This window comes from Arthrobacter sp. WCS2018Hpa-7, assembly GCF_031843805.1.
Taxonomy (GTDB): domain Bacteria; phylum Actinomycetota; class Actinomycetes; order Actinomycetales; family Micrococcaceae; genus Arthrobacter.
Genome location: NZ_JAVTJB010000016.1, coordinates 39,594 through 62,523, shown reverse-complemented (window position 1 = coordinate 62,523; position 22,930 = coordinate 39,594). Strand labels below are relative to the sequence as shown.

The 22,930-nt window shown below is 64.3% G+C and carries 25 protein-coding genes; 4 read left to right on the top strand and 21 right to left on the bottom strand.

Features of this window, described 5'->3' with window-relative positions; genetic code table 11:
- Positions 1 to 9 precede the first annotated feature (9 nt).
- The 4 genes from dapA to RQH14_RS16475 form a co-directional block, all read right to left on the bottom strand.
- The gene (dapA, locus tag RQH14_RS16490; RefSeq protein WP_311214237.1) at positions 10 to 921 is read right to left on the bottom strand and encodes a 4-hydroxy-tetrahydrodipicolinate synthase; all 912 of its coding nucleotides are present in this window, start codon (positions 919 to 921) and stop codon (positions 10 to 12) included.
- A gap of 58 nt (positions 922 to 979) precedes the next feature.
- Complete coding sequence (locus RQH14_RS16485) at positions 980 to 1,933, bottom strand: carbon-nitrogen hydrolase family protein (protein ID WP_311214290.1); 954 nt, start codon at positions 1,931 to 1,933, stop codon at positions 980 to 982.
- A 113-nt stretch (positions 1,934 to 2,046) separates the two neighbouring features.
- Positions 2,047 to 2,382 (bottom strand): hypothetical protein, encoded by a 336-nt coding sequence (locus RQH14_RS16480; protein WP_311214236.1) that lies wholly within the window; start codon positions 2,380 to 2,382, stop codon positions 2,047 to 2,049.
- Between the two features lie 114 nt (positions 2,383 to 2,496).
- Positions 2,497 to 3,486, bottom strand: a complete 990-nt coding sequence (locus tag RQH14_RS16475) for a GDSL-type esterase/lipase family protein (RefSeq protein WP_311214235.1) — start codon at positions 3,484 to 3,486, stop codon at positions 2,497 to 2,499.
- Between the two features lie 55 nt (positions 3,487 to 3,541).
- On the opposite strand from RQH14_RS16475, the gene RQH14_RS16470 reads away from it, so the two are divergent.
- Complete coding sequence (locus RQH14_RS16470) at positions 3,542 to 4,777, top strand: heparan-alpha-glucosaminide N-acetyltransferase domain-containing protein (protein ID WP_311214234.1); 1,236 nt, start codon at positions 3,542 to 3,544, stop codon at positions 4,775 to 4,777.
- Here the strand turns inward: RQH14_RS16470 and RQH14_RS16465 are convergent.
- From RQH14_RS16465 to RQH14_RS16425, 9 genes are read right to left on the bottom strand one after another with little or no spacing between them, the layout of a single operon-like run.
- On the bottom strand, positions 4,753 to 5,241 hold the full coding sequence (locus RQH14_RS16465) for a hypothetical protein (protein ID WP_311214233.1): 489 nt from the start codon (positions 5,239 to 5,241) through the stop codon (positions 4,753 to 4,755). The genes RQH14_RS16470 and RQH14_RS16465 overlap by 25 nt on opposite strands.
- 4 nt (positions 5,242 to 5,245) lie before the next feature.
- The gene (dapB, locus tag RQH14_RS16460; protein WP_311214232.1) at positions 5,246 to 6,004 is read right to left on the bottom strand and encodes a 4-hydroxy-tetrahydrodipicolinate reductase; all 759 of its coding nucleotides are present in this window, start codon (positions 6,002 to 6,004) and stop codon (positions 5,246 to 5,248) included.
- Positions 6,005 to 6,055: 51 nt separating this feature from the next.
- Entirely contained in the window at positions 6,056 to 6,511 is a 456-nt protein-coding gene (locus tag RQH14_RS16455; protein ID WP_311214231.1) for a molybdenum cofactor biosynthesis protein MoaE, read from the bottom strand.
- Entirely contained in the window at positions 6,501 to 6,998 is a 498-nt protein-coding gene (locus RQH14_RS16450; RefSeq protein ID WP_311214230.1) for a MogA/MoaB family molybdenum cofactor biosynthesis protein, read from the bottom strand. Before RQH14_RS16450 ends, RQH14_RS16455 begins: the two co-directional genes overlap by 11 nt.
- A complete protein-coding gene (gene moaC, locus RQH14_RS16445; RefSeq protein WP_311214229.1) occupies positions 6,995 to 7,531 on the bottom strand; it encodes a cyclic pyranopterin monophosphate synthase MoaC in 537 nt (178 codons plus the stop codon). Before moaC ends, RQH14_RS16450 begins: the two co-directional genes overlap by 4 nt.
- Positions 7,519 to 8,745, bottom strand: a complete 1,227-nt coding sequence (glp, locus tag RQH14_RS16440) for a gephyrin-like molybdotransferase Glp (RefSeq protein ID WP_311214228.1) — start codon at positions 8,743 to 8,745, stop codon at positions 7,519 to 7,521. The genes moaC and glp overlap by 13 nt, the downstream gene beginning before the upstream one ends.
- A gap of 59 nt (positions 8,746 to 8,804) precedes the next feature.
- A complete protein-coding gene (locus tag RQH14_RS16435) occupies positions 8,805 to 10,412 on the bottom strand; it encodes a molybdopterin-dependent oxidoreductase (RefSeq protein ID WP_311214227.1) in 1,608 nt (535 codons plus the stop codon).
- Complete coding sequence (locus tag RQH14_RS16430; protein ID WP_311214226.1) at positions 10,409 to 11,689, bottom strand: HAMP domain-containing sensor histidine kinase; 1,281 nt, start codon at positions 11,687 to 11,689, stop codon at positions 10,409 to 10,411. The genes RQH14_RS16435 and RQH14_RS16430 overlap by 4 nt, the downstream gene beginning before the upstream one ends.
- On the bottom strand, positions 11,676 to 12,443 hold the full coding sequence (locus tag RQH14_RS16425) for a response regulator transcription factor (RefSeq protein WP_311214225.1): 768 nt from the start codon (positions 12,441 to 12,443) through the stop codon (positions 11,676 to 11,678). Before RQH14_RS16425 ends, RQH14_RS16430 begins: the two co-directional genes overlap by 14 nt.
- Positions 12,444 to 12,577: 134 nt before the next feature.
- On the opposite strand from RQH14_RS16425, the gene moaA reads away from it, so the two are divergent.
- The gene (gene moaA, locus RQH14_RS16420; protein WP_311214224.1) at positions 12,578 to 13,717 is read left to right on the top strand and encodes a GTP 3',8-cyclase MoaA; all 1,140 of its coding nucleotides are present in this window, start codon (positions 12,578 to 12,580) and stop codon (positions 13,715 to 13,717) included.
- A 4-nt stretch (positions 13,718 to 13,721) separates the two neighbouring features.
- Positions 13,722 to 13,988, top strand: coding sequence for a MoaD/ThiS family protein (locus RQH14_RS16415; protein WP_311214223.1), 267 nt, complete (start codon positions 13,722 to 13,724; stop codon positions 13,986 to 13,988).
- 27 nt (positions 13,989 to 14,015) lie between these two features.
- Here the strand turns inward: RQH14_RS16415 and RQH14_RS16410 are convergent, their stop codons facing one another.
- From RQH14_RS16410 to truB, 8 genes are all read right to left on the bottom strand, one after another.
- Positions 14,016 to 14,477 carry a DUF1579 family protein gene (locus tag RQH14_RS16410; protein WP_311214222.1) on the bottom strand — a complete coding sequence of 154 codons (462 nt, stop codon included), beginning with the start codon at positions 14,475 to 14,477 and terminating at the stop codon, positions 14,016 to 14,018.
- Positions 14,478 to 14,555: 78 nt separating this feature from the next.
- On the bottom strand, positions 14,556 to 15,899 hold the full coding sequence (locus RQH14_RS16405) for a pitrilysin family protein (RefSeq protein WP_311214221.1): 1,344 nt from the start codon (positions 15,897 to 15,899) through the stop codon (positions 14,556 to 14,558).
- Between the two features lie 89 nt (positions 15,900 to 15,988).
- Positions 15,989 to 18,241, bottom strand: a complete 2,253-nt coding sequence (locus tag RQH14_RS16400; RefSeq protein WP_311214220.1) for a polyribonucleotide nucleotidyltransferase — start codon at positions 18,239 to 18,241, stop codon at positions 15,989 to 15,991.
- A gap of 238 nt (positions 18,242 to 18,479) precedes the next feature.
- Positions 18,480 to 18,749: a 30S ribosomal protein S15 gene (gene rpsO, locus RQH14_RS16395; protein ID WP_089594382.1), complete on the bottom strand. Its 270-nt coding sequence runs from the start codon at positions 18,747 to 18,749 to the stop codon at positions 18,480 to 18,482.
- A gap of 159 nt (positions 18,750 to 18,908) precedes the next feature.
- Positions 18,909 to 19,892 carry a bifunctional riboflavin kinase/FAD synthetase gene (locus RQH14_RS16390; protein WP_311214219.1) on the bottom strand — a complete coding sequence of 328 codons (984 nt, stop codon included), beginning with the start codon at positions 19,890 to 19,892 and terminating at the stop codon, positions 18,909 to 18,911.
- Positions 19,893 to 19,980: 88 nt separating this feature from the next.
- Positions 19,981 to 20,427: a hypothetical protein gene (locus RQH14_RS16385; protein WP_311214218.1), complete on the bottom strand. Its 447-nt coding sequence runs from the start codon at positions 20,425 to 20,427 to the stop codon at positions 19,981 to 19,983.
- Between the two features lie 2 nt (positions 20,428 to 20,429).
- Positions 20,430 to 20,783: a hypothetical protein gene (locus tag RQH14_RS16380; protein ID WP_311214217.1), complete on the bottom strand. Its 354-nt coding sequence runs from the start codon at positions 20,781 to 20,783 to the stop codon at positions 20,430 to 20,432.
- A 2-nt stretch (positions 20,784 to 20,785) separates the two neighbouring features.
- Positions 20,786 to 21,715 carry a tRNA pseudouridine(55) synthase TruB gene (truB, locus tag RQH14_RS16375; RefSeq protein WP_311214216.1) on the bottom strand — a complete coding sequence of 310 codons (930 nt, stop codon included), beginning with the start codon at positions 21,713 to 21,715 and terminating at the stop codon, positions 20,786 to 20,788.
- 34 nt (positions 21,716 to 21,749) lie between these two features.
- On the opposite strand from truB, the gene RQH14_RS16370 reads away from it, so the two are divergent.
- Positions 21,750 to 22,904, top strand: a complete 1,155-nt coding sequence (locus tag RQH14_RS16370; protein ID WP_311214215.1) for a pyridoxal phosphate-dependent aminotransferase — start codon at positions 21,750 to 21,752, stop codon at positions 22,902 to 22,904.
- Positions 22,905 to 22,930 lie beyond the last annotated feature (26 nt).

Here is a 22,930-nt window from a genome sequence, read left to right as displayed (position 1 = left end):
GGAACCGTCCTAGACGTTGAAGTCCATTCCGGCTTCCGCCAAATCCCCGCGGATGATGTCGATCTCGGCCGCGTCCGGCTCCACGAGGGGCAAACGGACAACCGAGTTGGGCAGGACTCCCTGCCACTTGAGAATCTGCTTGGCGGCTACTGCGCCTTGGACCCGCGTCATGGTTGCGCGAATGACGGGTTCCAGTTCAAAGTTGATGGCCCTCGCAGTGGCGAGGTCGCTGGCGTTCACGGCGTCGATCAGTTCGCGGAAGCGACGCGTGGCCACGTGGGTGGTGACGCCCACCAGGCCGACGGCGCCGAGCGCCATCCACTGGAGGGTCAATCCGTCATCACCGGAATAGAAGACCAGGTCAGTCTCAGCCATGACCCGCGTAGCGGCGGCGAAATCTGCCTTGGCGTCCTTGACGGCCACGATGTTCTGGTGCTTGGCCAGGCCGATCATGGTCTCGGGAGCAATCGCAATGGAGGAGCGGCCGGGGATGTCGTAAAGCATGACGGGCAGATCCGTTGACGAGGCAATCGTCTCGAAGTGCGCGCGGACTCCGGCCTGGCTGGGCTTGTTGTAGTAAGGCGTGACGATCAGCAGGCCGTCCACGCCAACCTCAGCCGCGCGCTGGGAAAGGTGCACAGAGTGCGCGGTGTCGTTGGTGCCGGTTCCGGCAATAATGGCAGCCTTGCCGCCGACGGCTTCTTTGACCGCCCGGAACATACCAAGATTCTCGTCGTCTGTGAGGGTTGAGGTCTCCCCGGTGGTGCCGGTCACTACGAGCCCATCGCAACCATCCTGGACAAGCTTCTCTGCCAATGCAGCGGCTTGGTCGTAGTCCACCTTGCCGTCCTCGGTGAACGGGGTGACCATAGCGGTCAGAAGGGTACCAAGGGCGGGAGCATGGGCGCGCAAGTCAGACATAAGAAAAACGTTACCCTGTCACAGGCTCGTTACAAGAATGGGTTCCGCGTGATGGTCCTCATTCCCCTGCTGCGGATCTGTAGGCATCAAGGCGGGACCGATCCAACGACACCATGGCGACTTCCGTTCCGGTACCGGCTGCGCGGACCAGGGCAGCGCCGTCGGGGCTCCACCCCCCGCTGAGGCCGCAAGAGGGACCCAACGACGTTTTCCCTCCAAGGTTCGCCAATAATCCGAACATCCGGTGGTCCATGGAACGGGCGCCCAGGTGCAGTCCAAGCCTGAGTTCATCGCCCCGCGTGTACAGCGCAGACACGGCGTACACGTCGGCCTTCGCTTCGGCAGCAGCAACGGCGTGGGCAGGATGCGCGGCGTCAGCACACACGGCAAAGGCAACCCGCCATCCGTGAACATCAACCACTACCGGGCCGCTCCCAGGGACAAAAAGCTCCCGCTCCGGCCCGTGTAAATGAGTTTTGAAGACCGGCTTTACAGCACCGTCCGGGCCAACGATGAGCGAGGCCAGCCGGGGCGTCTGATCCGCCTCCCGCCACCCTGCCCCAACGACGACCACCGCCCCCGTGCGGGCACAGACGTCCTGCAGGGGTCGGAGCCGCGGGTCACCGTCGGTCAACCACGCCGATTGCTGGCCGGCCTGCGAAGGACTTCCTGCTTCGCCGGGGACTTCAAATGCAGTGAGTTCGTACCCGGTCAAGGAAAGCTCGGGAAAAAGCACCAGGCGTGCGCCGCGTTTGCAGGCCTGCTCCACCAGCACAACATGGGCCGCGACGTTTGCTTCCACGGCCGCTCCCCCTGCACCTGCACCTGGCAGCAGCGCTTCATACTGAACGACGGCGGCGCGAAGCTGTGTCAGGTCGCCGGACTCGTCTCCCGGGCGGCGCCGGACTTCAACGAAACCGGGCCCAGCGGGCGCGCTGCCAGCGAGCGGGCTCTCAACGGACGTGGCATCAAGGTCCTGGGCCGGCTTTTGGGTTGGGACATGCGGGGGCATCAGAGTCACCACGCCATCCTATTCCGGCGGGCGCAGCTTCGGGTGGGCACGGCGGAACGTTGCAGGCCCGGCGGGAGCTCCCAGCCCCAGCAGGCCCTCTCAGTCCGGGCGGGCTAGGCCGGACCGGACGTCCGTGCAGGTTGCTCCGAGCAATATTGCGCCACGGCCCGCTCCTTGAGGTGTTCGGCCCATGTCACCAACCGCTGGGAAGCGCGTACGTACTCGAACAGTTCCAGGGGTGTCAGGGAATCCAGGTCCGCCTCGGACAGCCGCCGGGCGAGTTCGGCCCCTGGCGGCTGCTCGGCCAGCACAGTTCCTTCGCGGCGCCACTGGGTGTCTTCAGGAGGTTCGCCCGCCACGAGTTGCCTGAACAGGAAGTCGACCACGCCGGGACTCATCGCTTTCATGGGTCCAGCGAGACCTTCGGGTGGCGTAGGAACATCGTTCATCCTGCCATGCTATTCGAACATATATTCGAAGACAAGGCTATGAAGGCGACGGCCGGGCCGAACCCGTCAGACGGGCAGCCCCACAGCCCACAGCCGGAGCTCGCTGTAGCCCGGTCAGCTGTGCGCGTTGGCGACGGCCGCCAACTGTGGACCCAGCCTGTCGGCCATGAGCCGGTAGCCGGCATTGTTGGGATGCAAGGTATCGGGCATCAGGGCGGCTGCCTCGGCCTGGGTAAACACCGCTTCGCCATCCACCAGGTGAGTGCGTCTATCCCCCCGCTCGCGGACTATCCGCACCACATCTGCCACGGCCTTCCTGTAGTCGGCGAGCGTCCACCCGGCCGCATTGGGCGCCTCCTCGCGGGGAAGGGAAAGAACTGGAGAGATGACCGCGATGGGCACTTCCGGGTGTGCCCGCCGGATAGCGCTGAGGAAGCCCAATACCTGGCTCGCGAAGGTCCGGCCCGAAAAGGCGGCCACGTTGTAGGTGTTGATTCCCAGGCATAAGGAAATGAAGTCTGCCGGCAGCTGGCAGATGGTGCTCTCCACCGCCGGGTCCAATTGGCATTCACCGCCGAAGCCCAGGGATTGCAATTGCCAGCCGTATTGCCTGGCCACCACAGCCGGCCACGCCTCGGATGGACCATCGGCCTGCCTGCATTGCGTGATGGAACTGCCGTAGGTGATCCATCGTTTGCCGGATCCCCCGGCGGCCTTGACGTCTTCGCCCTTCAACGACACCTCCAGCACTCTGAGGAGACCGTACTGCGGCAACCACAGTTGAACAGTTGATTGTGCCGGCATGGAGCCAAGATCGAGGTCATGACTGACGCGGCCGGCGCCCGAGACACGATGCCTGAGGACGCCGTTGACCAGGACATCGAAGGGCGACCCGTCCTCGGGGCCTTCGGCTTCGATGATCAAGTGCCCGGACGTTGCCAACCAGCTTGCATGGATCCCGGCGCACATCCGGGCGCGCTCCTCCAGGCCATCTGTGGCCGGTGGCATGAAGAGTCCGCCGTCAAGGCGTCGGAACTGCTGCCAGCCATCGGCGTCGTGGATGATGGTGAATGCTCCGGCCCACTGGGCGTTGACGGATTCCATGGCATAGGACTCTACCGCCGGTCCAGCTCACAGTTGGCTGTGAGACCATCGCAGCATGACTTCGCAAGAGACTGCGCCTCCGCGGAAAGCGGGCGACGGCGGCCAGATCTCCTCACGGCTCACAGGGATCGACGCCGCCAGGGGCGCAGCGTTGCTTGGCATGATGTCCACGCACCTCCTGCCGACGTTTGGGCCCTCCCCGTCGTGGGAGCCGACATATGTGGGACTGGTATTCTCGGGCAGGTCTGCTGCACTCTTCGCTGTCCTTGCCGGCATTGGACTGGCGCTGAGTACGGGTAAGCAGGAACCCCGCGCAGGCAGCGATCTTTGGTCCGCCAGGGGCGGCGTGGCCATGCGCGCGTTGGTGATTGCGGTCGTCGGTCTCACTCTGGGAGGGCTGGACGTCAACGTCGCCGTCATCCTGGTGCATTACGCCGTACTTTTCCTGTGCGTCCTGCCGTTCCTTGGCCTCCGGCTCCAGGCACTGTGTTTCTGGGCGGTGGGCTGGGTTCTGTTATCTCCGGTGCTGGCCTACCTGGTCCGGCCCTTGCTGTTGGACGCCGCTCCTCCCCTGCAACTGGGTCACAACCCCAACGGCGAGGACCTGGGGACACCTGCACGCCTCCTCGCAGACCTCTTCTTCACTGGCTACTACCCGGTGTTCCAGTGGATCTCTTATCTGCTGATCGGACTGGTGATTGGCCGGTTGGCACTCACGACGGCGAAGGTGCAGTTGCTGCTTTTAGGCGGCGGAATCGCTGTGGCTGCGGCGGCGAAGCTGGGTGGTTTCCTTGCGATGGAAGCGTGGGGCGGCCGGGCGGCGCTGGAGGCGCTCCCCGGAACGCGCGGGTACCCGCTGGAAAGCATGCTCCAGGTTAATCTGACCGGGCTGGAGCAAACCGGTTCGTGGTGGTGGTTGGCCACGGCTTCCCCCCATGCAGGGACCACGCTGGACCTGCTGCACACCGGCGGAACAGCTGCTGCAGTGGTGGGTTTCTTCCTGCTGCTGGGTACGGTGACCGAACGCATCAAGGTCAATATCCTGATAGTGCTCAGCGGGCCGGGAGCCATGACGCTCAGCCTCTACTCCGCCCATGTGTGGGTGGTTTCGGGGTTCACCAACCAGCCGCTTCCTGCAGGGTGGACAGAAGAGGGCATGTATTGGACCCAGGCACTCTGCGCCGTGGCAATCGGTGTGTGCTTCGCTTTGCTCCGGCGCCGCGGACCGCTGGAGTGGGTGGCCCATACGGCGTCGAAGCTGGGCAGCTACCGTCCCGCAGCGGTGGGCTGAGAGCGGAACAGCTTCCCGGCGTCGCGCATTGATGCCCGGGCGCGCTTGCGGTCCCCCGAGGCGTCATAGGCGCAACTCAGCCGGAACCAGGAACGCCAATCCTCCGGCGCTGCCTCGGCCTCGGCGCGGTACTTCTCGAACTCCGCATCCGCGGCAGCCCGGACAATCCGCCCGCCGGGCGTTCGGGGCAGGGTGTCCTCGGGCAAACCGCCTTCGGCTTCCAGGACCTTGGCCATCTGCTCGGTGCGGGCACCGAACAGGAGCTCGCGGATGAGCGCCCACGCACCGACGATGGGCAGGACCAGATAGGCCGCACCGATGCCCTTCGCTACCAGGTTGGGGTCACCGAGGAGGAGGAAGGAGCGTTGTACCGACACCACCAGGTACAGCACCAACAGCAGGGTGATGGCGCCGACCCAGATTTTGGTGCGGTTCTTCTTCAAGGAAGTCCAGAAATTTCCCATGAACCTAGAGCCCCAGATCCAGGTAGCCGTCCAAGCCGACTGTGAGGCCGGGGTGCGCTGCCACCTTGCGCAAGCCCAGCAGGACGCCAGGCATAAAGGAAGCCCGGTCAAAGGAGTCATGGCGCAACGTCAACTGCTCGCCCGGACCGCCGAAAAGGACCTCCTGGTGGGCTACCAAACCGCGGAGCCGGACACTGTGGACGCGGACACCTTCCACGTCACAGCCCCGGGCTCCGTCCAACGACGTTTCCGTGGCGTCCGGGCTTGCTGGAACTCCGGCTGCCTGCCGTGCATCAGCGATCAGCTGCGCCGTACGCACCGCCGTGCCGGAGGGGGCGTCCACCTTGTTCGGGTGGTGCAACTCGATGATCTCAACGGACTCAAAATACTGTGAGGCTTTGGCCGCGAAAGCGGAGGCCAGTACAGACCCCAGGGCAAAGTTCGGGGCGATCAGGACGCCGGTGTCCGGCTTCTGCACCAGCAGCGCACGGAGGGACTCCAGCCTGTCGGCATTCCAGCCTGTGGTACCCACAACAGCGTGGATGCCATGCTCCACGGCAAACCGGACGTTGGTTTCGGTGGTGTCCGGGACGGTGAGGTCAACAACATACTGTGCGCCGGCGTCGAGCAGGGTTTCCAGGGAATCGCCGCGACCCAGGGCGGCTACAAGCTTCATGTCATCAGCTGCTTCCACAGCTTTCACGGCTTCGATTCCCATGCGCCCGTGGGCGCCCAGCACTGCAACAGCAAGTTGTTCGGTCATGCCATTAACCCTACCGCCGGGCCGGGGCCCGGCAGGAACCGTGACCCAGGCCTACTCCCCCGCCCCCACCCACTCGACGGTGCCGTCGGTGAAGAACTGTTCCTTCCAAATGGGAACCTGCGCCTTGACCCTGTCCACCAGCTCGGAACAGACAGCAAACGCCTGTCCCCGGTGGGCCGCCGCGACGGCACAGACCAGCGCCGGGTCACCGATCTCCAACATCCCGATGCGGTGCGCTGCCCAGATGCGGACGGGCTGATCGGCTTCGCCTGAGTGCTCCGCGACCAATTGGGCCACGACGTCGGACATGACCTGGTGCGCCGTGGGATGGGCGCTGTAACTGAGCCGGTCCACAGCCTTGCCGGAATCGTGGTTCCGGACCACGCCACTGAAGCTGACCACAGCCCCGGCGGTGTCCGATTCGACCGCCGCGATGGCTTGGTCCACCGAGATGGGTTCTGGGCTGAGGACGGCGCTGACTACTTCGAAATCTGTTTCAGTGCCCATGGCTACCTTCCATTTGTTCGCACAGGTGCCCGATCACGGGGTCCAGGACAGCCAATCCATCCATAACGCCCTTTGGGGATCCCGGCAGGTTGATGATGAACGTCTTTCCCGCAGCTCCCGCGTGGCCGCGGCTCAACATGGCCATGGGGGTTTTCGCAGCGCCCGCGCGCCGGATACCTTCCATGATGCCCGGTATTTCACGGTCCAGGAGCGGAAGCGTCATCTCCGGTGTCTTGTCATCCGGGCTCAGGCCCGTTCCGCCGCTGGTGATGACGACGGCGGGGTCCTGGGTCAGGAGCGCCCTGAGGGCAGCTCCCACCGGCTCACCGTCCGGCACCACCATGGTGGGAAACGTCTCGAAGCCGTGCTCATTGAGCCAATCGAGGATGATGGGGCCCGTCTCATCAGCGTAGATTCCGGCAGCAGCCCGGGTGGAGGCGATCACAACGCCGGCCCGCCGGAGACTGTTCGGCTCGCAAGCACTCATTCGCCGGCCGCCTGGATCGGTTCCCCGGAGACGTCCCAGTCGCCGCTCTTGCCGCCACTCTTGGCCAGCACGCGGATGTCGGTCAGCACGGCGTGCTTGTCCACGGCCTTGATCATGTCGTAGACACTCAGCGCCGCTACTGATGCCGCCGTCAGGGCTTCCATTTCGACGCCGGTCACGCCCTTTGTCTTGACCGTTGCCAGGATGTCCACCGAGTCGGCGCCCAAGTGGAAATCCACGGTTACTTTGGAAATCGGCAACGGATGGCACAAGGGGATGAGCTCGGGCGTCTTCTTTGCCGCCATGATGCCGGCCACCCGGGCCACGGCGAGCGCGTCGCCTTTGGGTAACTCACCGGCGCCCAGGAGCGCCATCACGTCCGGGGTCGTGCGGACGGTTGCCGTGGCGGTGGCTTCGCGTGTGGTCACCGCCTTCGCGGAGACGTCCACCATCTGTGCAGTGCCGTCATGCCTGAGGTGTGTCAAGCCGCCGGCGGCCTCTGTTGTCCCGGGAGTTTCATTCACAGCATCCATACTTCCACTTCGGCTCCTGCGGTGAGTTCCGTGACGTCGGCCGGGATCTGGACCAGCGCGTTGGCACGGGCAAGGGCATGGACCAGATGCGAGCCGGCGCCGCCTTCCATACGAAGGATGCCGTCCGGCCCCACCGAGCCGCGCCGGACCTGGTGCTTGCCGTCAGGCGAGGTCAGTGGTTCAGCCAGCCGTACCCTCTGAACGGGCCGTGGCGCAGGAGTTCCCATAACCTCCGACAGGGCGGGCCGGAGGAACATCTCGAAGGAGACGAGGCAGCTGACAGGATTTCCGGGAAATCCGAGGAACGGAACACCGTTGTAGGTCCCCAGCCCCTGCGGCCCTCCGGGCTGCATTGCCACGGGGAGGAAATCAACGGGCTGGCCGGCCATCGCCTGGCGGACCACCTCGTAGGCGCCCTTGCTCACTCCCCCGGTGGTGACAATGACATCCACGGGATGGACCGCCTCCCGGGTGTGAGAGTCAAGGACGGTCAGGAGGCGTGCAGGGTCGTCGTCCGAGATGCCCGTACGAACAACATCCAGGCCGGCCTGGATCATGGACGCTTCAAGCAGCGTTCCGTTGGAGTCGAAAATTTTGCCGGGCGTGATGTCTTCGCCCGGTTCCACTACCTCGTCTCCTGTGGTGACCAGGAGGACACGCAGCGGTTCAGGGACCTCAACTGTTGCCAGGCCCAGCGCTGCCAGCAGGCCAAGCTGGGCCGGTCCCAGAAGGGTGCCTGCTGCCAGCGCCAGGTCACCCTTGTCGATGTCGCTGCCGGTGTTCCGTACGTATGTACCTGGAGCCACCGCGGGAAGGTCGACGACGGCATCCCTGGCGGTGGGGTCAGGGAAGGTACTGGGGTTCGCCTTCTCGATGGGTACGACGGCGTCGGCCCCCTCCGGAATCATGGCCCCGGTCATGATCGGGGCTGCGCAGCCGGCCTTCAGCGCTGTTGGTGTCGCACCTGCCGGGACGGGCGCCGCCACCCAGAGCTGCCCGCCGTCGTCGGGAATGTCTTGTGACCGGACGGCAAAGCCGTCCATCTGGGAGTTGGCGAACGGTGGCAGGGAGAGGGGCGCATGGACATCGACGGCCAGCGGCTTCCCCAGCGCGTCGAGCAACGGCACACGGTGCTTTCCCTTGGCGGTGGCAGCGCCCGCCAGCAGTTCCACCACTGCCTGGCGATGGTTTACAACTGATCTGGGCACGGACAACCTCCTGTTGTGACACGCTGGCTTCCGGGAATTTCTCCGGACGTTCCCAGACTAGGGCCTTAGCCCACCTTGACGCTGATGGTGTGATAGCCCGTGGCGCCGTCCGGAGCCACAGGGGCTTTGTCCTCGGTCTGCGGCTGGCCGGTGGAATCGGTGGCCCGCACTTGGACCTCGTAGTCGCCGGGGGTGAGGTCCACGCCCAGCTGCCACTGATACCACGTATCGGTGGAGATCCCGCCCGCCAGGGTGGCCGGCTGCCAGGACCCTCGGTTGAGACGAATCTCCACCCTGCTGATGCCCCGGTGCTGGGCCCATGCCACACCACCGAATTGCACCGTGCCCGGCTGGACCATCCTGCCGCTGCGGGGTACGTCGATCCGTGACTGCGTTTTGATGGGGCCGTGATCGCTCCAGCCACGGGGAGTCCAATAGGCGGTGTCGTCTGCGAAGCGCGTGACTTTCAGTTCGGTCAACCATTTGGTGGCCGAGACGAATCCATAGAGTCCGGGAACGATCATGCGGACCGGGAATCCATGCTCCAGCGGGAGCGGTTCGCCGTTCATGCCGACGGCTAAGAGGGCGTCACGATCGTCAGTCAAGGCCTCCAAAGGTGTGCTTGCCGTCCAACCGTCGTTACTGGTGGAGAGCACCATGTCTGCGCCGGCCTTGGGACCGGCCATGGCAAGAAGTTCGCGGATGGGCCAACCCAGCCAGAGAGCGTTGCCAATGAGGTCGCCGCCGACGTTGTTGGACACGCAGGCGATGGTGACGTGCCGTTCGATCATGGGTTTGGCGAGGAGCGTGGCGAAGTCGATCTCTATCTCCCGCTCCACCATTCCGGTGACCTTCAGCTTCCACGCCGGCGGGTCGATGGCCGGCACCGTCAGCGCCGTGTCGATTCTGTAGAAATCGGGGTTCGGGGTTACCAGGGGGCTGATGCCGTCCACGGACAGTGAGGCCCCGGCGGGTATTTCCTGCGGTGGGGTAACGGGCTCCGGAAGCGTCATGGATCCGCGGAAACCCGACGCCACGGCGGTGGCCCGGGTGAGGACCGCGGTGACTGTTCCGGCCACGACGGCGGCGAGGGAGGTGCCGGCGAGAGCGTTCAGGAAACTTCGCCGTGCCAGGGGTGCTGGATCATGCCCCTGCAGATCCCCTCTTGTGGTCTCGGGAGCCCACGTGATGAACCGCCGAATGAGCATGCGCAACAGCAGCACCGTGACGATCGCAGCGACGATCGGGGCCAGGGCCGCCTGCGGGCTTGCCTGGGCACGCGTTACGACGGCGGTCAGTCCGGCCGCTCCGGCCACCCCGGCCAGCGCCAGCCCCCAGCCGGTGCGGCGACGCTCCAGAACGCCGGCCAGCGCCGCCAACAACCCCGCGACCAGACCGATGGATGCAATCAAGACGATCTTGTCCGCTGTGCCGAACAACTGCACGGCCAGGTCCTTCACCCCGGGAGGCACGGCATCAATCACAGCTCCGCCCAAGGCCGTGACAGGGGAAACCAACGGGCTCAGCAGCCCGGCGGTCAGTTCACCGGCCGCGATCCCGGCACCGCCCGATGCCAGACCGGCCGCGGCAGGCCACAGACGTGGGCTGAGCCGGCCGCGTGCTGGGGCGGGGGCGTCGGTTTCCGGCTTGTCCACACTGCTGTGCGTGCTCATGATGCGCCTCCTGCGCGCTCGTCGACAGAAATCCCGGTTGTGGCCGGGAAAGAAGATGGCCGGACAACCTCCGCCGGACCGGACGCGACCGGACCGGACGCAGCCGGGACAGATCCTGCCGGAAGGGACAGCGCAAACCGGCAGCCGCCGTCGACGTTGTCCACGGTGACAGATCCCCCGTGGGCCTTGACGATGCCGGCCACCATGCTCAGCCCGATGCCCGCGCCACTGTAACTGCCCCGCAGTCCGTCAGCAGTTCCCCGTGCGGGGTCTTTCTGCCAACCCGTCTCGAACAGATGCGGCAGGTCCTCACTGCGGATGCCCCCGCACTGGTCCTTCACTGCAATCACGGCGTTTCCGCCGTTCAGCCCCATGCCGTCGCGTCCGACGCTGACGTGGACCTCAGTGTCCGGCCGGCTGTAGATAATGGCGTTGAGCAGGATGTTCCGCACGGCCCGGGCGAGGCTGGGACCATCGGCGACGGCCATGCACTCACGGTCCCCGCCGCCGTCGAGCGTGATGCCGCGTTGAGCGGCCAAAGGTGCGAGGTCAGACAAAGCATCGCTGACAAGATCGTAAAGGTCCAAGGGTTCAGCACGGAGACGGAGAGTGCCTGCCTGGATCTTGGACAATTCCAAGAGGTCATTGACCATGGCGGTCATCTGCTCGGTCTGACCGATGATCTTCCGGTAATAGCCCGGCACATCGGACGCCATGCCATCTTCAAGAGCCTCGGTCATGGCGCGCATGCTGGCCAACGGGGTCCGAAGATCATGCGATATCCACGACACCAATTCCCGCCGGGCAGTCTCAATGGCTGCTTCACGTTCCCGTGACTCGGCGAGGCTGCGGCTGCTGGCCTCAAGTTCCTTGGCCAGCGCGGCAAGCTCGGACGTCATGGCGGGAGCGGCGCCCCGCCCCTCCCCTGCGTGCTCCAGGGTTTCCCCGCGGCCCAGGCGCCGCGCGGCATCCACCAAACGGGCAGCGTTACGGGACACGCCCGCGCCCAGCATCAGTGACAAGGCAACAGCCACCGCTGATGCCACGGCCAGGATGTACCACATGACTTCCAGGTCCCCGGCAGAGATGAACATGGCATTGAACGCACTGACCATTCCTGCCACCAGGACCGCAACCGTAGCTACCACCACCAGGCAGATCTGCGCCAGGACCGAGGCCCGCCGCAGCAGTTTCAGGCCGGCCAAGGTTGCCGCGCCGATGAGGACGGCCCAGAACAGGACCCAGGCCAGAATGGTCCACAGCTCACTGCCCTCCATGGCCACGCTCCCCGCGGTCGGCCTGCTCCGGTACGTTGCCGGCGCCGGAATCGAAAAGGTACCCCACGCCCCAGACCGTTTTGATCAACTCCGGCTTGGTGGGGTTGGCCTCGATCTTTTCCCGCAGGCGACGCACATGCACTGTGACAGTTGAGAGATCGCCGAAGTCCCATCCCCACACGGCCTTGATGAGTTCCTCCCGGCTGAAAACCTGGTTTGGCCGCCGCATCAGGAACGCCAGGAGGTCGAATTCGCGCACCGTCAGGGCCAACCGAACTCCGTGATGCGTGACCGTCCGGGACGCAGGATCGAGTTCGAGGCCTGCAGCTTCCACCGGTGGTTCCGGCGCGAACTCCTTGATGCTGCGACGGAGCACCGATTTCACCCGGAGAACCAGCTCCCGCGGTGAGAAGGGCTTGGTGACGTAATCGTCAGCTCCCATCTCCAGGCCCAGGATCCGGTCATCTTCGGTTCCCAAAGCCGTGACCATGATCACCGGTACGCTCATGGTCTGACGGAGCCGGCGGCACACCTCCACGCCATCCAAACCGGGCAGCATGCGGTCCAGGATCACCAGGTCGGGTTGGCGTGCCGCTGCCAGCTGCAGGGCGGTGAAGCCATCACCGGCCATATCCACTTGGAAGCCCGCTTGCAGCAGGTAGTCCCGGACAACATCGGCAATGGTCTGTTCGTCTTCCACCAGGAGGATGCGGCGATTCCCTGGTTCCGCTGATGATGCCGTAGGTGTGGTCACGCTTTCAGCATAGGTTTGCCGGCGGTCCCCGGCACCCGATTCAAGCATCCACGGTGCAAGCGTAGGGAATCCGTAATAACTGTATGGCTGTAATCGGTGTCACTGATCCTGCCACGGTGGCGTAGCCTGAATTTATGAGTGTTCAGCTGGGAATGCCGGTGCCCCCTCCGGGTGGCGCCGCAGGCAGCAAGGAAAGTGGCAGCGCGGTACCACCGCCGCGCCCCGCCGGAACGCCTGCGGGCCTGTGGGACCGCTATGGGCGGCGGGCTACGGACATGCGGCTGTCCCTGACGGACAAATGCAACCTGCGCTGCACTTACTGCATGCCGGCCGAGGGGTTGGAATGGCTCTCGAAACAAGCCGTGATGACCAAGGACGAAATTGTCCGGATCGTCCGCATCGGCGTCAACGCCCTGGGCGTGCGGGAACTGCGCCTCACCGGCGGCGAGCCCTTGGTCCGCGCTGACCTGGTGGACATCATTTCCGGCATCCGCAGCGACCACCCGGACCTCCCGATCTCCATGACCACCAACGGTGTTGGCTTGGACAAGAAGGCGGCGGCGCTGAAGGCTGCAGGCCTCACCCGTATCAACGTCTCGCTCGACTCACTGCACGAGGAAACCTTCACCAAACTCACGCGCCGGCCGTTCCTGGATCGTGTCCTGGCCGGCGTAGATGCCGCCTGGGCGGCGGGCCTGGGGCCGGTCAAGTTGAACGCCGTGCTGATGCGCGGAATCAACGACGCCGAATCGCCGGACTTGCTCGCTTGGGCATTGGGCCGCGGTTACGAGCTTCGCTTCATCGAACAAATGCCACTGGACGCCGATCACGGGTGGACCCGGCGCAACATGATCACGGCCGCAGAAATCCGGGACCTGCTCTCCCGCGACTTTGTGCTGGGGCACGACCCCCGCGAACGGGACGGCGCCCCGGCCGAACGCTTTGAAGTACGACGCCGGGACACGGCTTCCGGTGAGGCTACGGGTCCGGTCCTCGGTACAGTCGGCATCATCGCCTCGGTCACCGAACCGTTCTGCGCCGACTGCCGCCGAACGCGCATCACCGCTGAGGGCAAGATCATGAGCTGCCTCTTCTCCCGCGAAGAATTCGACCTCTTGGGCCTGCTTCGTGACGGGGCCACGGATCAGGAACTGGCATCGCGGTGGCAGGACGCCATGTGGGTCAAACCCAAAGCCCACGGCATGGACCACACAGGTCTCGGCGCAGCGGACTTCGTCCAGCCGGACCGCAGCATGAGCGCAATCGGAGGCTGAACCCTTGCTTGTCCGCTACTTCGCTGCCGCACGCGCTGCGGCCGGTGTCGAAGAAGAACGTCACCTCCTCCCCGAAGGCACCAGCCTGGAGGCACTGCTGGAAGCTGCGCTCGCCGTCGAACGTCCGCTGCCTCCCGAAGGCACTCCGACGCTGGACCGCATTGTGGCCCGGAGCAGTTTCCTGCGCAATGAGGTCGCTGTGCGGGACCGCTCAGCGCCGCTTGGAGCCCAGGATGTCATCGATGTCCTGCCGCCCTTCGCCGGAGGCTGAGGCTGAGGCTCAGGCTCAGGCTCAGGCTCAAGCCTTACGGAAGACGCTCTTGAGCAACGGACTGAAATCCGGTGTCCCTTCCAGCCGTAGGTCGGCTGTGTGCACCAGGACCCCGCCCTCGACGCGGAAGGTGTGCCTGGCGACTCCATCGGCAGTCCTCCTGTCCAAGGTCAGGGTCCCTGCACTCCAGGCTCCCCGGACCGGGCTGGCCGGAGACCTCCCCAAGCTGTCAACGTAATACCACAGAGTATCCCCGTGGTCCCGGTCCACAGTGAACATGCCGTGCCCTTCGAAGTGCGTGCCGTCCGCCTCGCGGTGCCGGTAGCTCTGGACGACGGCATACCCGCCGGCAGCCTTGGTGAAGACCACTTCCGCTTCGGCCGTCCGGGCACTCCCCCAAGGCGACGCGGCAATCTCCGTAATGCCCCGCCAGTGACCGATGAAGTCCTGCAACAGCTCCGCGGCCTGGCCGCTCGAGGGCAGATCCATCACGTCTCCAAAATCGTCAGGGCAGCATCATCACCGTGTGATCATGCTGCCCTGTTGACAGTGCGTGAGTCCAGAGGCTTAGAGACCGAAAGTCTCGGATTCCTCGAAAGGACCCACCACAGTGATGGTTCGGGGTGCTGCCGCGAGTTCGCGGGCCAGGTCCTGCACTTCTTCCACTGTGACACCCTGGATCCGGGCGAGGGTTTCGTCAATGTCCTGGAATTCTCCGGAGACCAACTCTGCCCGGCCCAACCGTGACATGCGTGATCCCGTGTCCTCCAAGGCAAGGACGATTCCACCGCTGAGCTGTCCTACGGCCTTACGAAGTTCTTCCTCCGTGATGCCCTCTTTGGCAAGCTTCTCCAGCTCAACGCCCAGGAGGTCCAGCACCTGACGGACCTTGGACGGCGTGCATCCTGCGTACATTCCGAAATAGCCGGCGTCTGCGTAGGCAGCGGTGAAGGAGTACGTGGAGTACACCAGGCCCCGCTTCTCGCGGATTTCCTGGAACAACCTGGAGGACATGCCCCCACCCAGGACAGCGTTGAGCACGCTCATGACGAATCGTCGGTCATCGGTTGCCACAATCGTGGGGCAACCCATGATGATGTTGGCTTGCTCGACGGGGCGCTTGACCACATGGAGGCCGGACGTTCCGCTGATGACGGCGCGGTCCGTTCCACGGCGGTTGACCGGGGCTGCCTGGGGATCGAGCTTCCAGCCCGCGGCCGTCAGGGCATCGAGGACAAGGTCACAGACGACGTCGTGGTCCAAGCCGCCGGCAGCGGTGATGACCAGTTCCTCCGGGCGGTAGTAGCGCTGATAGTGTGCCCAGACCGCGTCCCTTGCCACAGCCTTGATGGCGTCGGGCGTTCCACCGATAGGACGGGCCAGCGGGTGGTTGCCGAGGACGGCTGCCACAAATTTCTCGTGGGCAACATCTGTGGGGTCATCGCTGTCCATGGCGATTTCCTCAAGGATGACGTCGCGCTCCTGCTCCAATTCAGCAGGATCCAGGACGGCGCCAGTAATCATGTCGGCAATGACATCAATGGCCATGGGAAGGTCCGTGTCCAGGACCCGGGCGAAGTAACAGGTGCTTTCCTTCGCTGTGGCGGCGTTCGATTCGCCGCCCACCTCGTCAAAAGCCGACGCGATCTCCAAGGCGGTGCGCCGCTTGGTGCCTTTGAACAGCAAGTGCTCAAGGAAGTGCGTGGAACCGTGCTGGCCGTCCGCTTCATCGCGCGAACCCACTGCCACCCAGAACCCTATGGTGGCCGAACGCTGGCCGGGCATTGCCTCGGTCAGGACGCGCACGCCGCCGGGAAGGACCGAGCGCCGTACGACGGAACCGCCCTCGGCACCATGGATCAATTCGCCGCCGGGAAGAGTTTGCTCCAGCGGCAAGGGTACGACAGTCATCAAGGCCTTTCAGGTTTTCGGGTTAAGGCCGGAAGGGCCGGTGGAGCTTTTTCAAGCCCACCGGCCCTGCCGGGTGTACTGCTTACAGACTACTCTGCGGACTCTTCCGCGGCCTCGGCCGGAGCGTCCTCGGCAGCTGCGCCTTCTTCCTCGGCAACAACCGGAGAGAGGGAAAGCTTGCCGCGGTCATCGATCTTGGTGATCTCGACCTGGACCTTCTGGCCCACGGAGACAACGTCATCAACGTTGTCCACGCGCTTGCCGTTGGCCAGCTTGCGGAGCTCGGAGATGTGCAGCAGGCCGTCCTTACCCGGGGTCAAGGAGACGAAGGCGCCGAAGGTGGTGGTCTTGACGACCGTACCCAGGTAGCGCTCACCGATTTCCGGTACCTGCGGGTTGGCGATGGCGTTGATGGCCGAACGTGCTGCATCGGCAGACGGACCGTTGGTAGCGCCGATGTAGACCGTGCCGTCATCTTCGATGGAGATGTCAGCGCCAGTGTCTTCCTGGATCTGGTTGATCATCTTGCCCTTGGGGCCAATGACCTCGCCGATCTTGTCCACGGGGATCTTCACGGCGATGACGCGCGGAGCGAACTCGGAGAGCTCATCCGGGGTGTCGATCGCTGCGTTGATGACCTCGAGGATGTGGAGGCGGGCTTCGCGGGCCTGCTTCAGTGCTGCTGCCAGCACGGAAGCGGGGATGCCGTCGAGCTTGGTGTCCAGCTGGATGGCCGTGACGAACTCGGACGTACCGGCAACCTTGAAGTCCATGTCGCCGAAAGCGTCTTCGGCGCCGAGGATGTCGGTCAGCGCTGCGTAGCGGGTCTGGCCGTCAACCTGGTCGGAAACCAGGCCCATGGCGATACCGGCAACTGCTGCCTTCAACGGCACACCGGCGTTGAGCATGGAAAGCGTCGAAGCACAGACCGATCCCATGGACGTCGAGCCGTTGGAGCTGAGGGCCTCGGATACCTGGCGGATGGCGTACGGGAACTCTTCACGCGTCGGCAGAACCGGAACCAGGGCGCGCTCTGCGAGAGCACCATGGCCGATTTCGCGGCGCTTCGGGGAACCCACGCGGCCGGTCTCACCGGTGGAGTACGGCGGGAAGTTGTAGTTGTGCATGTAGCGCTTGCGCGTTACCGGCGACAACGAGTCGATCTGCTGCTCCATCTTGAGCATGTTCAGCGTGGTGACACCCATGATCTGGGTCTCGCCGCGCTCGAAGATGGCCGAACCGTGGACGCGGGGCAGAACCTCTACCTCGGCGGTGAGCTGGCGGATGTCCGTCAGGCCACGGCCGTCGATGCGGATCTGGTCCTTGAGGATGCGCTGGCGCACAACCTGCTTGGTGACCGAGCGGAAAGCTGCGGACAGTTCCTTCTCGCGGCCTTCAAAGTTACCGGCAAGCGCGCCCAGGACTTCGTCCTTGAGCTCGTCAGAGGCGGTGTCGCGGTCCTGCTTGTCAGCGATCTGGAAGACAGCAGCCAGCTTGTCGGCAGCAGCGGCTTCAACAGCGGCGTAGACATCGTCCTGGTAATCCAGGAACACGGGGAACTCGACGGTGGGCTTGGCAGCGCGTGCAGCCAGGTCCGCCTGTGCTTCACAGAGTGCCTTGATGAACGGCTTTGCAGCCTCAAGGCCCTCGGAGACAACCTCTTCGGTGGGAGCCGTGGCGCCCTGTTCCTTGATGAGGTTCCAGGAGTTGTCCGTGGCTTCGGCTTCAACCATCATGATGGCGACGTCGTCACCGGTGATGCGGCCGGCTACAACCATGTTGAAGACGGCGTTCTCAAGCTGGGAGTGCTTGGGGAAAGCAACCCACTGCGAACCCTGTTCGTCGGCGATGAGGGCGACGCGGACGCCACCGATCGGGCCGGAGAACGGGAGGCCGGAAAGCTGCGTGGACATCGAGGACGCGTTGATGGCGACGACGTCGTAGAGCTCATCGGGGTTGATCGCCAGGACGGTGACCACGATCTGGACCTCGTTGCGCAGGCCCTTGACGAACGCGGGGCGCAGCGGACGGTCCATGAGGCGGCAAGCCAGGATGGCTTCGGTGGACGGGCGGCCTTCGCGGCGGAAGAACGAGCCCGGAATGCGGCCGGCAGCGTACATGCGCTCTTCAACGTCAACCGTCAGCGGGAAGAAGTCGAAACCTTCGCGCGGCTGCTTGCCTGCGGTGGTTGCGGAAAGCAACGCAGTGTCTTCGTCGATGTAGACCATCGAAGCGCCGGCTGCCTGCTTGGCAAGGCGGCCGGTTTCGAAGCGAATGACGCGCTTGCCGAAACGACCGTTGTCGATAATGGCTTCGGAGAACTGGATTTCGGGACCCTCCATAGAGAGTCACCTCCGTTTCTGTTAGCGGAAGTCCGCCGCATCAACCCAGGCCTCTTCTTTTTTCCTGGCCTGTACGACACCCGGTCATCGATCGAGATCCACGGGCCAATCGTCACCGATTGTTCCCGGGAATCACTACCGAGGACCGCGAATGCGCGATGCGGTTGATTCCTGTTTTTAGTTGTTGGTGAAGAAGACGGCCCGTTCCACGAGGGACCGGGCCGCCCCTGAAGTCAGACTAGCGACGCAGGCCGAGACGCTCGATGAGCGCACGGTAGCGGGCGATGTCGGTGTTCTTCAGGTAGGAAAGCATGCGCTTGCGACGACCAACCATGGCCAGCAGACCGCGCTGGGTGTGGAAGTCGTGCTTGTGCTCCTTCATGTGCTCAGTCAGATCCTTGATCCGCTGGGTCAGGACTGCAACCTGTACCTCGGGCGAACCGGTGTCGCCTTCAGAGGTTGCGTATTCCTTGATGATGGACTGCTTTACAGCGGCTTCAAGTGCCACGTGAACTCCTAGAGTTGTGCCGTGCCTCCCGGTGCAGCGCCTCGCTGACGGGTTGCTTTTGGTGCGTCGCCGCACACAAAAACAGGTCCAGCCGCCACGGACTGCAGCCGGATCCACTCATCAGTTTACCGGCAGGCCAGCAGTGTTGTCGAAATGCGCCTAGCTCCGGCTTAAGAGCTCATGCGCTTGGGCGACATCCAGGCACATTTGCTCGACCAGTGCCTCGGGTCCCCGGTACGCCACCATGCCCCGGAGGCGCTGGGTGAATTCAACGGCGACGGTTTGGCCGTAGAGGTCGAAGTCCTCCACATTTTCCTCGGGACGATCGATCACGTGGGCTTCCACCTGACGGCTGACACCATCAAACGTGGGGTTGGAACCCACGGAAATGGCAGCCGGCCACCGGGTTCCGGACTGGTCGATCAACCAGCCGGCATAGATTCCGTCCGCAGGAACATAGCCGGTGGAATCGTGGGCTAGGTTGGCAGTGGGGAATCCGAGGTCACGGCCACGGGCAGCGCCATGGACCACTTCCCCCCGCATGCGGTGGGGCCGGCCCAACACTGCCGCGGCAGTGACTACGTCTCCCTCGGACAAGGCTTCCCGCACCCAGGTGGAGGAACAGCGGCGGTCGGCATCGCCGTCGTCGTGGACCGGGAAACCTCCCGCGCCGTACTCATTCACCACCTGAACACTGAAACCGAGCTGGTCGCCCAACTCCTGCATGGTGACGACATCACCGGCATTGCCGGCGCCGAACCGGAGGTCATGCCCCACCACCAGGTGTGCGCCGTGCAGCCCGTCCAGGAGGACTTCGCGCACAAACTCCAGCGGCGTCATGGCCGCCAGATCCAGGGTGTACTTCATCACCAGCACGGCATCGACGCCGGTGTCTGCCAAGGCGTCCAGCTTGTCCTGGAGCCCCATGATCAGTTCCGGGGCAGAATCCGGCCTGTGGACAAGGGCGGGATGCGGATCAAAGGTCACTGCCACCGACGGGATGTTGTGCCGCCTGGCGGTATCAGTCAGTTGCGCCAGGACATGCTGGTGTCCGCGATGGACACCGTCAAAGTTTCCGATGGTGACGACAGTAGCTCCGAAGCCCTTGGGGACTTCAGTGGGATCGTTCCAGATGTGGACCATCAACCTCGCCTTTTACTGCAGATATTCGTTCCGCCCGGCAACCTTCCGGCGCCGGAACATTCTAAGGTTACCCGCCAGGGCAGCTGGCTCAGGACGGCCTGCGTTTGTTGAGCCACAGGAGCCCGAGGATCGGCAGGACCAGGGGGACGAACCCGTACCCGCGTCCGAACAGCGACCAGACAGTGTCGTGCGGGAACGCGACGGGATCGAAGAGGCTGATGGCCCCCACCACCAGCACGCCCACAAGTTCCGTCAGCACGGCCGCGAGGGAAACCTTGAACCAGGTGCGGCCAGGCTTGGCCAACGATATGGTGGCCACGATGTACACGAGGGCGGCGAAGGCCGAAAGGATGTGCGCCAACGGAGCTTCGGCAAACTTAGTGGCAATCTGGTAGCCCGCACGCGCCGTTGCCGACAAAGCGAACACCGCGTAGACCGCGATCAGCAGGCGGCCCGGACCAGTATTGCGGGTGTCTTTCTGCTGCGGGCTTGCCGGGTTGGTCTCGGTTCCAGTCACGTCGTGTTCTTCCTTCAAGGTCAGTACCAGATCTGGTTCATGCGGGCGCCCATGACGAGCACGGTGACGCCCACTGCGGCCAGGACGAAGTTGCTCCAGCGGGTGCGTTCAAGGATGGCCCAGTAGACAGCACCCAACGGGATCATCAGGGCCGTCACCAGGTAGCCCCAGAATTCCCATGCCTCACCGGCAATCTGCTCGCCCATGATCACCCGGACGATCGAACCCACCAAATACACCAGGAGGACCAGCTCAACGGCGAGCACGGAGAAGATGGTGGGATCGTTCGGGGCTTTCTTCATCAGGCCTGCCACGAGGCACATGATGGTGGACACCAATCCGACGATCAGGATGGCATAGAAGTATCCGTCCATGCTTATTGCGCCTGCCCGGTTCCGGGCCCTGTTCCCGGAGCGAAGACCAACACCGGTTTCGCGAAGCTGCCGGCGTCCGCCAGCAGTGCTACCAACTCCCCCGACGGCGCGAACGCGGCTGCGGGGTTCTCAGCGGTAGCAGCCGTGGACGTACCTGCTCCGGGGCCGGCGGCGATACGGCGGCCAAAGGAGATCTCCGTCGTTTCTTCCTCGCTGAGCTCCCGGTTGGGCATGAGGGCCCTGGCCGCCAGGGACATCTCCAGCACGTTGAGTTCTTCTGCCAGTTCTTCCAAGGTGCGGGCCTGGTCAAGGGTGTACGGACCAACCTGGGTCCTGCGCAGGGCAGTAAGGTGGCCACCGACATCCAAGCCATTGCCGAGGTCGCGGGCCAACGCCCTGATGTACGTGCCGGAAGAACATTCCACGGTGACGTCGACGTCAACTACCCTGCCGCCGTCGACCCTTGTGATGGAGTGGACATCGAAACGATGGATGGTGACCGGGCGGGCGGCAAGCTTGACTTCCTCGCCGGACCGGACGCGGGCATAGGATCGTTCGCCGTTGACTTTGATGGCACTGACGCTGCTGGGAACCTGCTGGATGGGTCCTGTCAGCGCGGCCACCCCCGCAGCGATGGCGTCATCGGTAACCTCCGCAGCGGTTCGGGCTTCGGTGACCTCTCCCTCGGCGTCGTCGGTGATGGTGGTTTCGCCCAACCTGATGGTGGCGGTGTAGGTCTTGGACGTGCCCACAATATAGGTCAACAGGCGCGTAGCCTTGTTGATGCCGAGCACCAGCACCCCGGTAGCCATGGGATCCAGCGTTCCCGCATGCCCCACTTTCCGGGTACCAGCCAGCCGCCGCATCCGGCCAACCACATCATGGCTGGTCCATCCCTGCGGTTTGTCAACGATTACCAGTCCAGAAAGCACGCTTACCAGTATATGGGTGGCTAGGATGGCTCCCATGCCTGAGCTTGCCGCACATGTCCGCGACGTCCCCGTGAACCAGATCCGCGAGATCACCGAAGCCGCCTGGGCCACCCCCGGAGCGATCGTCCTCAGCATCGGCGAGCCGGGCTTTGCACTGCCTCGGCACGTCCTGGACGCAGGCATTGCCTGCCTGGACCGGGATGAGACCAATTACACACCGAACGCCGGGATTCCCGCGCTCCGTGAAGCCTTCGCAGCGCGCTTCCGTGAACAGCAGCACGTGCAGATCGGCGCAGAGCGGGTCTATGTGGTGGACGGCGCTCAGCAGGGCCTGCACTTCGCCATGAGCCTCCTGCTGGCTCCAGGTGACGAGATCCTCATCCCCAATCCCGGCTACCCCACCTTCGCCATGACCAGCCGCCTCCTGCACGCAGTGCCGGTGGAGTACCCGCTGTACCCAAAGAACGACTTCCAGCCCAACATCGAGGACATCGAAGCACTCATTACGCCACGGACCAAGGTGCTGATGTTGAACTCCCCCTCCAACCCGTTGGGCGCGGTCATCAGCGAAGAAGCCACGCGCCACCTCGTGGAGCTGGCAGTGCGGCACGACCTCTGGATCATTTCGGACGAGTGCTATGAGGCTTTCACGTTCGATGTCCCCCATGTCAGTCCAGCCCGCTACGACAGCGACGTTCCCGGTGAAGCCCGGGTGTTCACCTCCCTGACGCTGTCCAAGACCTATGGACTCACCGGCCTGCGCATCGGCGCCTTGGTCTGCCCTCCAGGACTGGAACAGAAGATGAACAACGTCATGGAGTCGATCGTTTCCTGCGTCGCGTCGCCCTCCCAGTACGCCGCGCTGGCCGCACTCACAGGCCCCCAGGACTATGTTTCCCACGCCCGCGACCACTACCGGAGCAACCGGGACGCGGCCTCAGCGGTGCTGTCGGGGAAAGGAATTCCGTACCTGGGCGCGCAGGGTGCGTTCTATTTGTGGGCCGACGTCTCCCATGTCACCAACGGCGATGTCCGCACCTGGGTGCGAAAGTTCCTAGCTGACGCCGGGGTGTCCTTCGCGCCGGGAACGGCGTTCGGCTCAATCGGTGAAGGGTGGATCAGGATTGCCCTCTGTGGCGGGCAACAGGACCTGCTCGACGGCGTCGGCCGGCTCCCGGCCAAGGTCTAGTTGCCGGGGACTAGCCGCCGGGGACT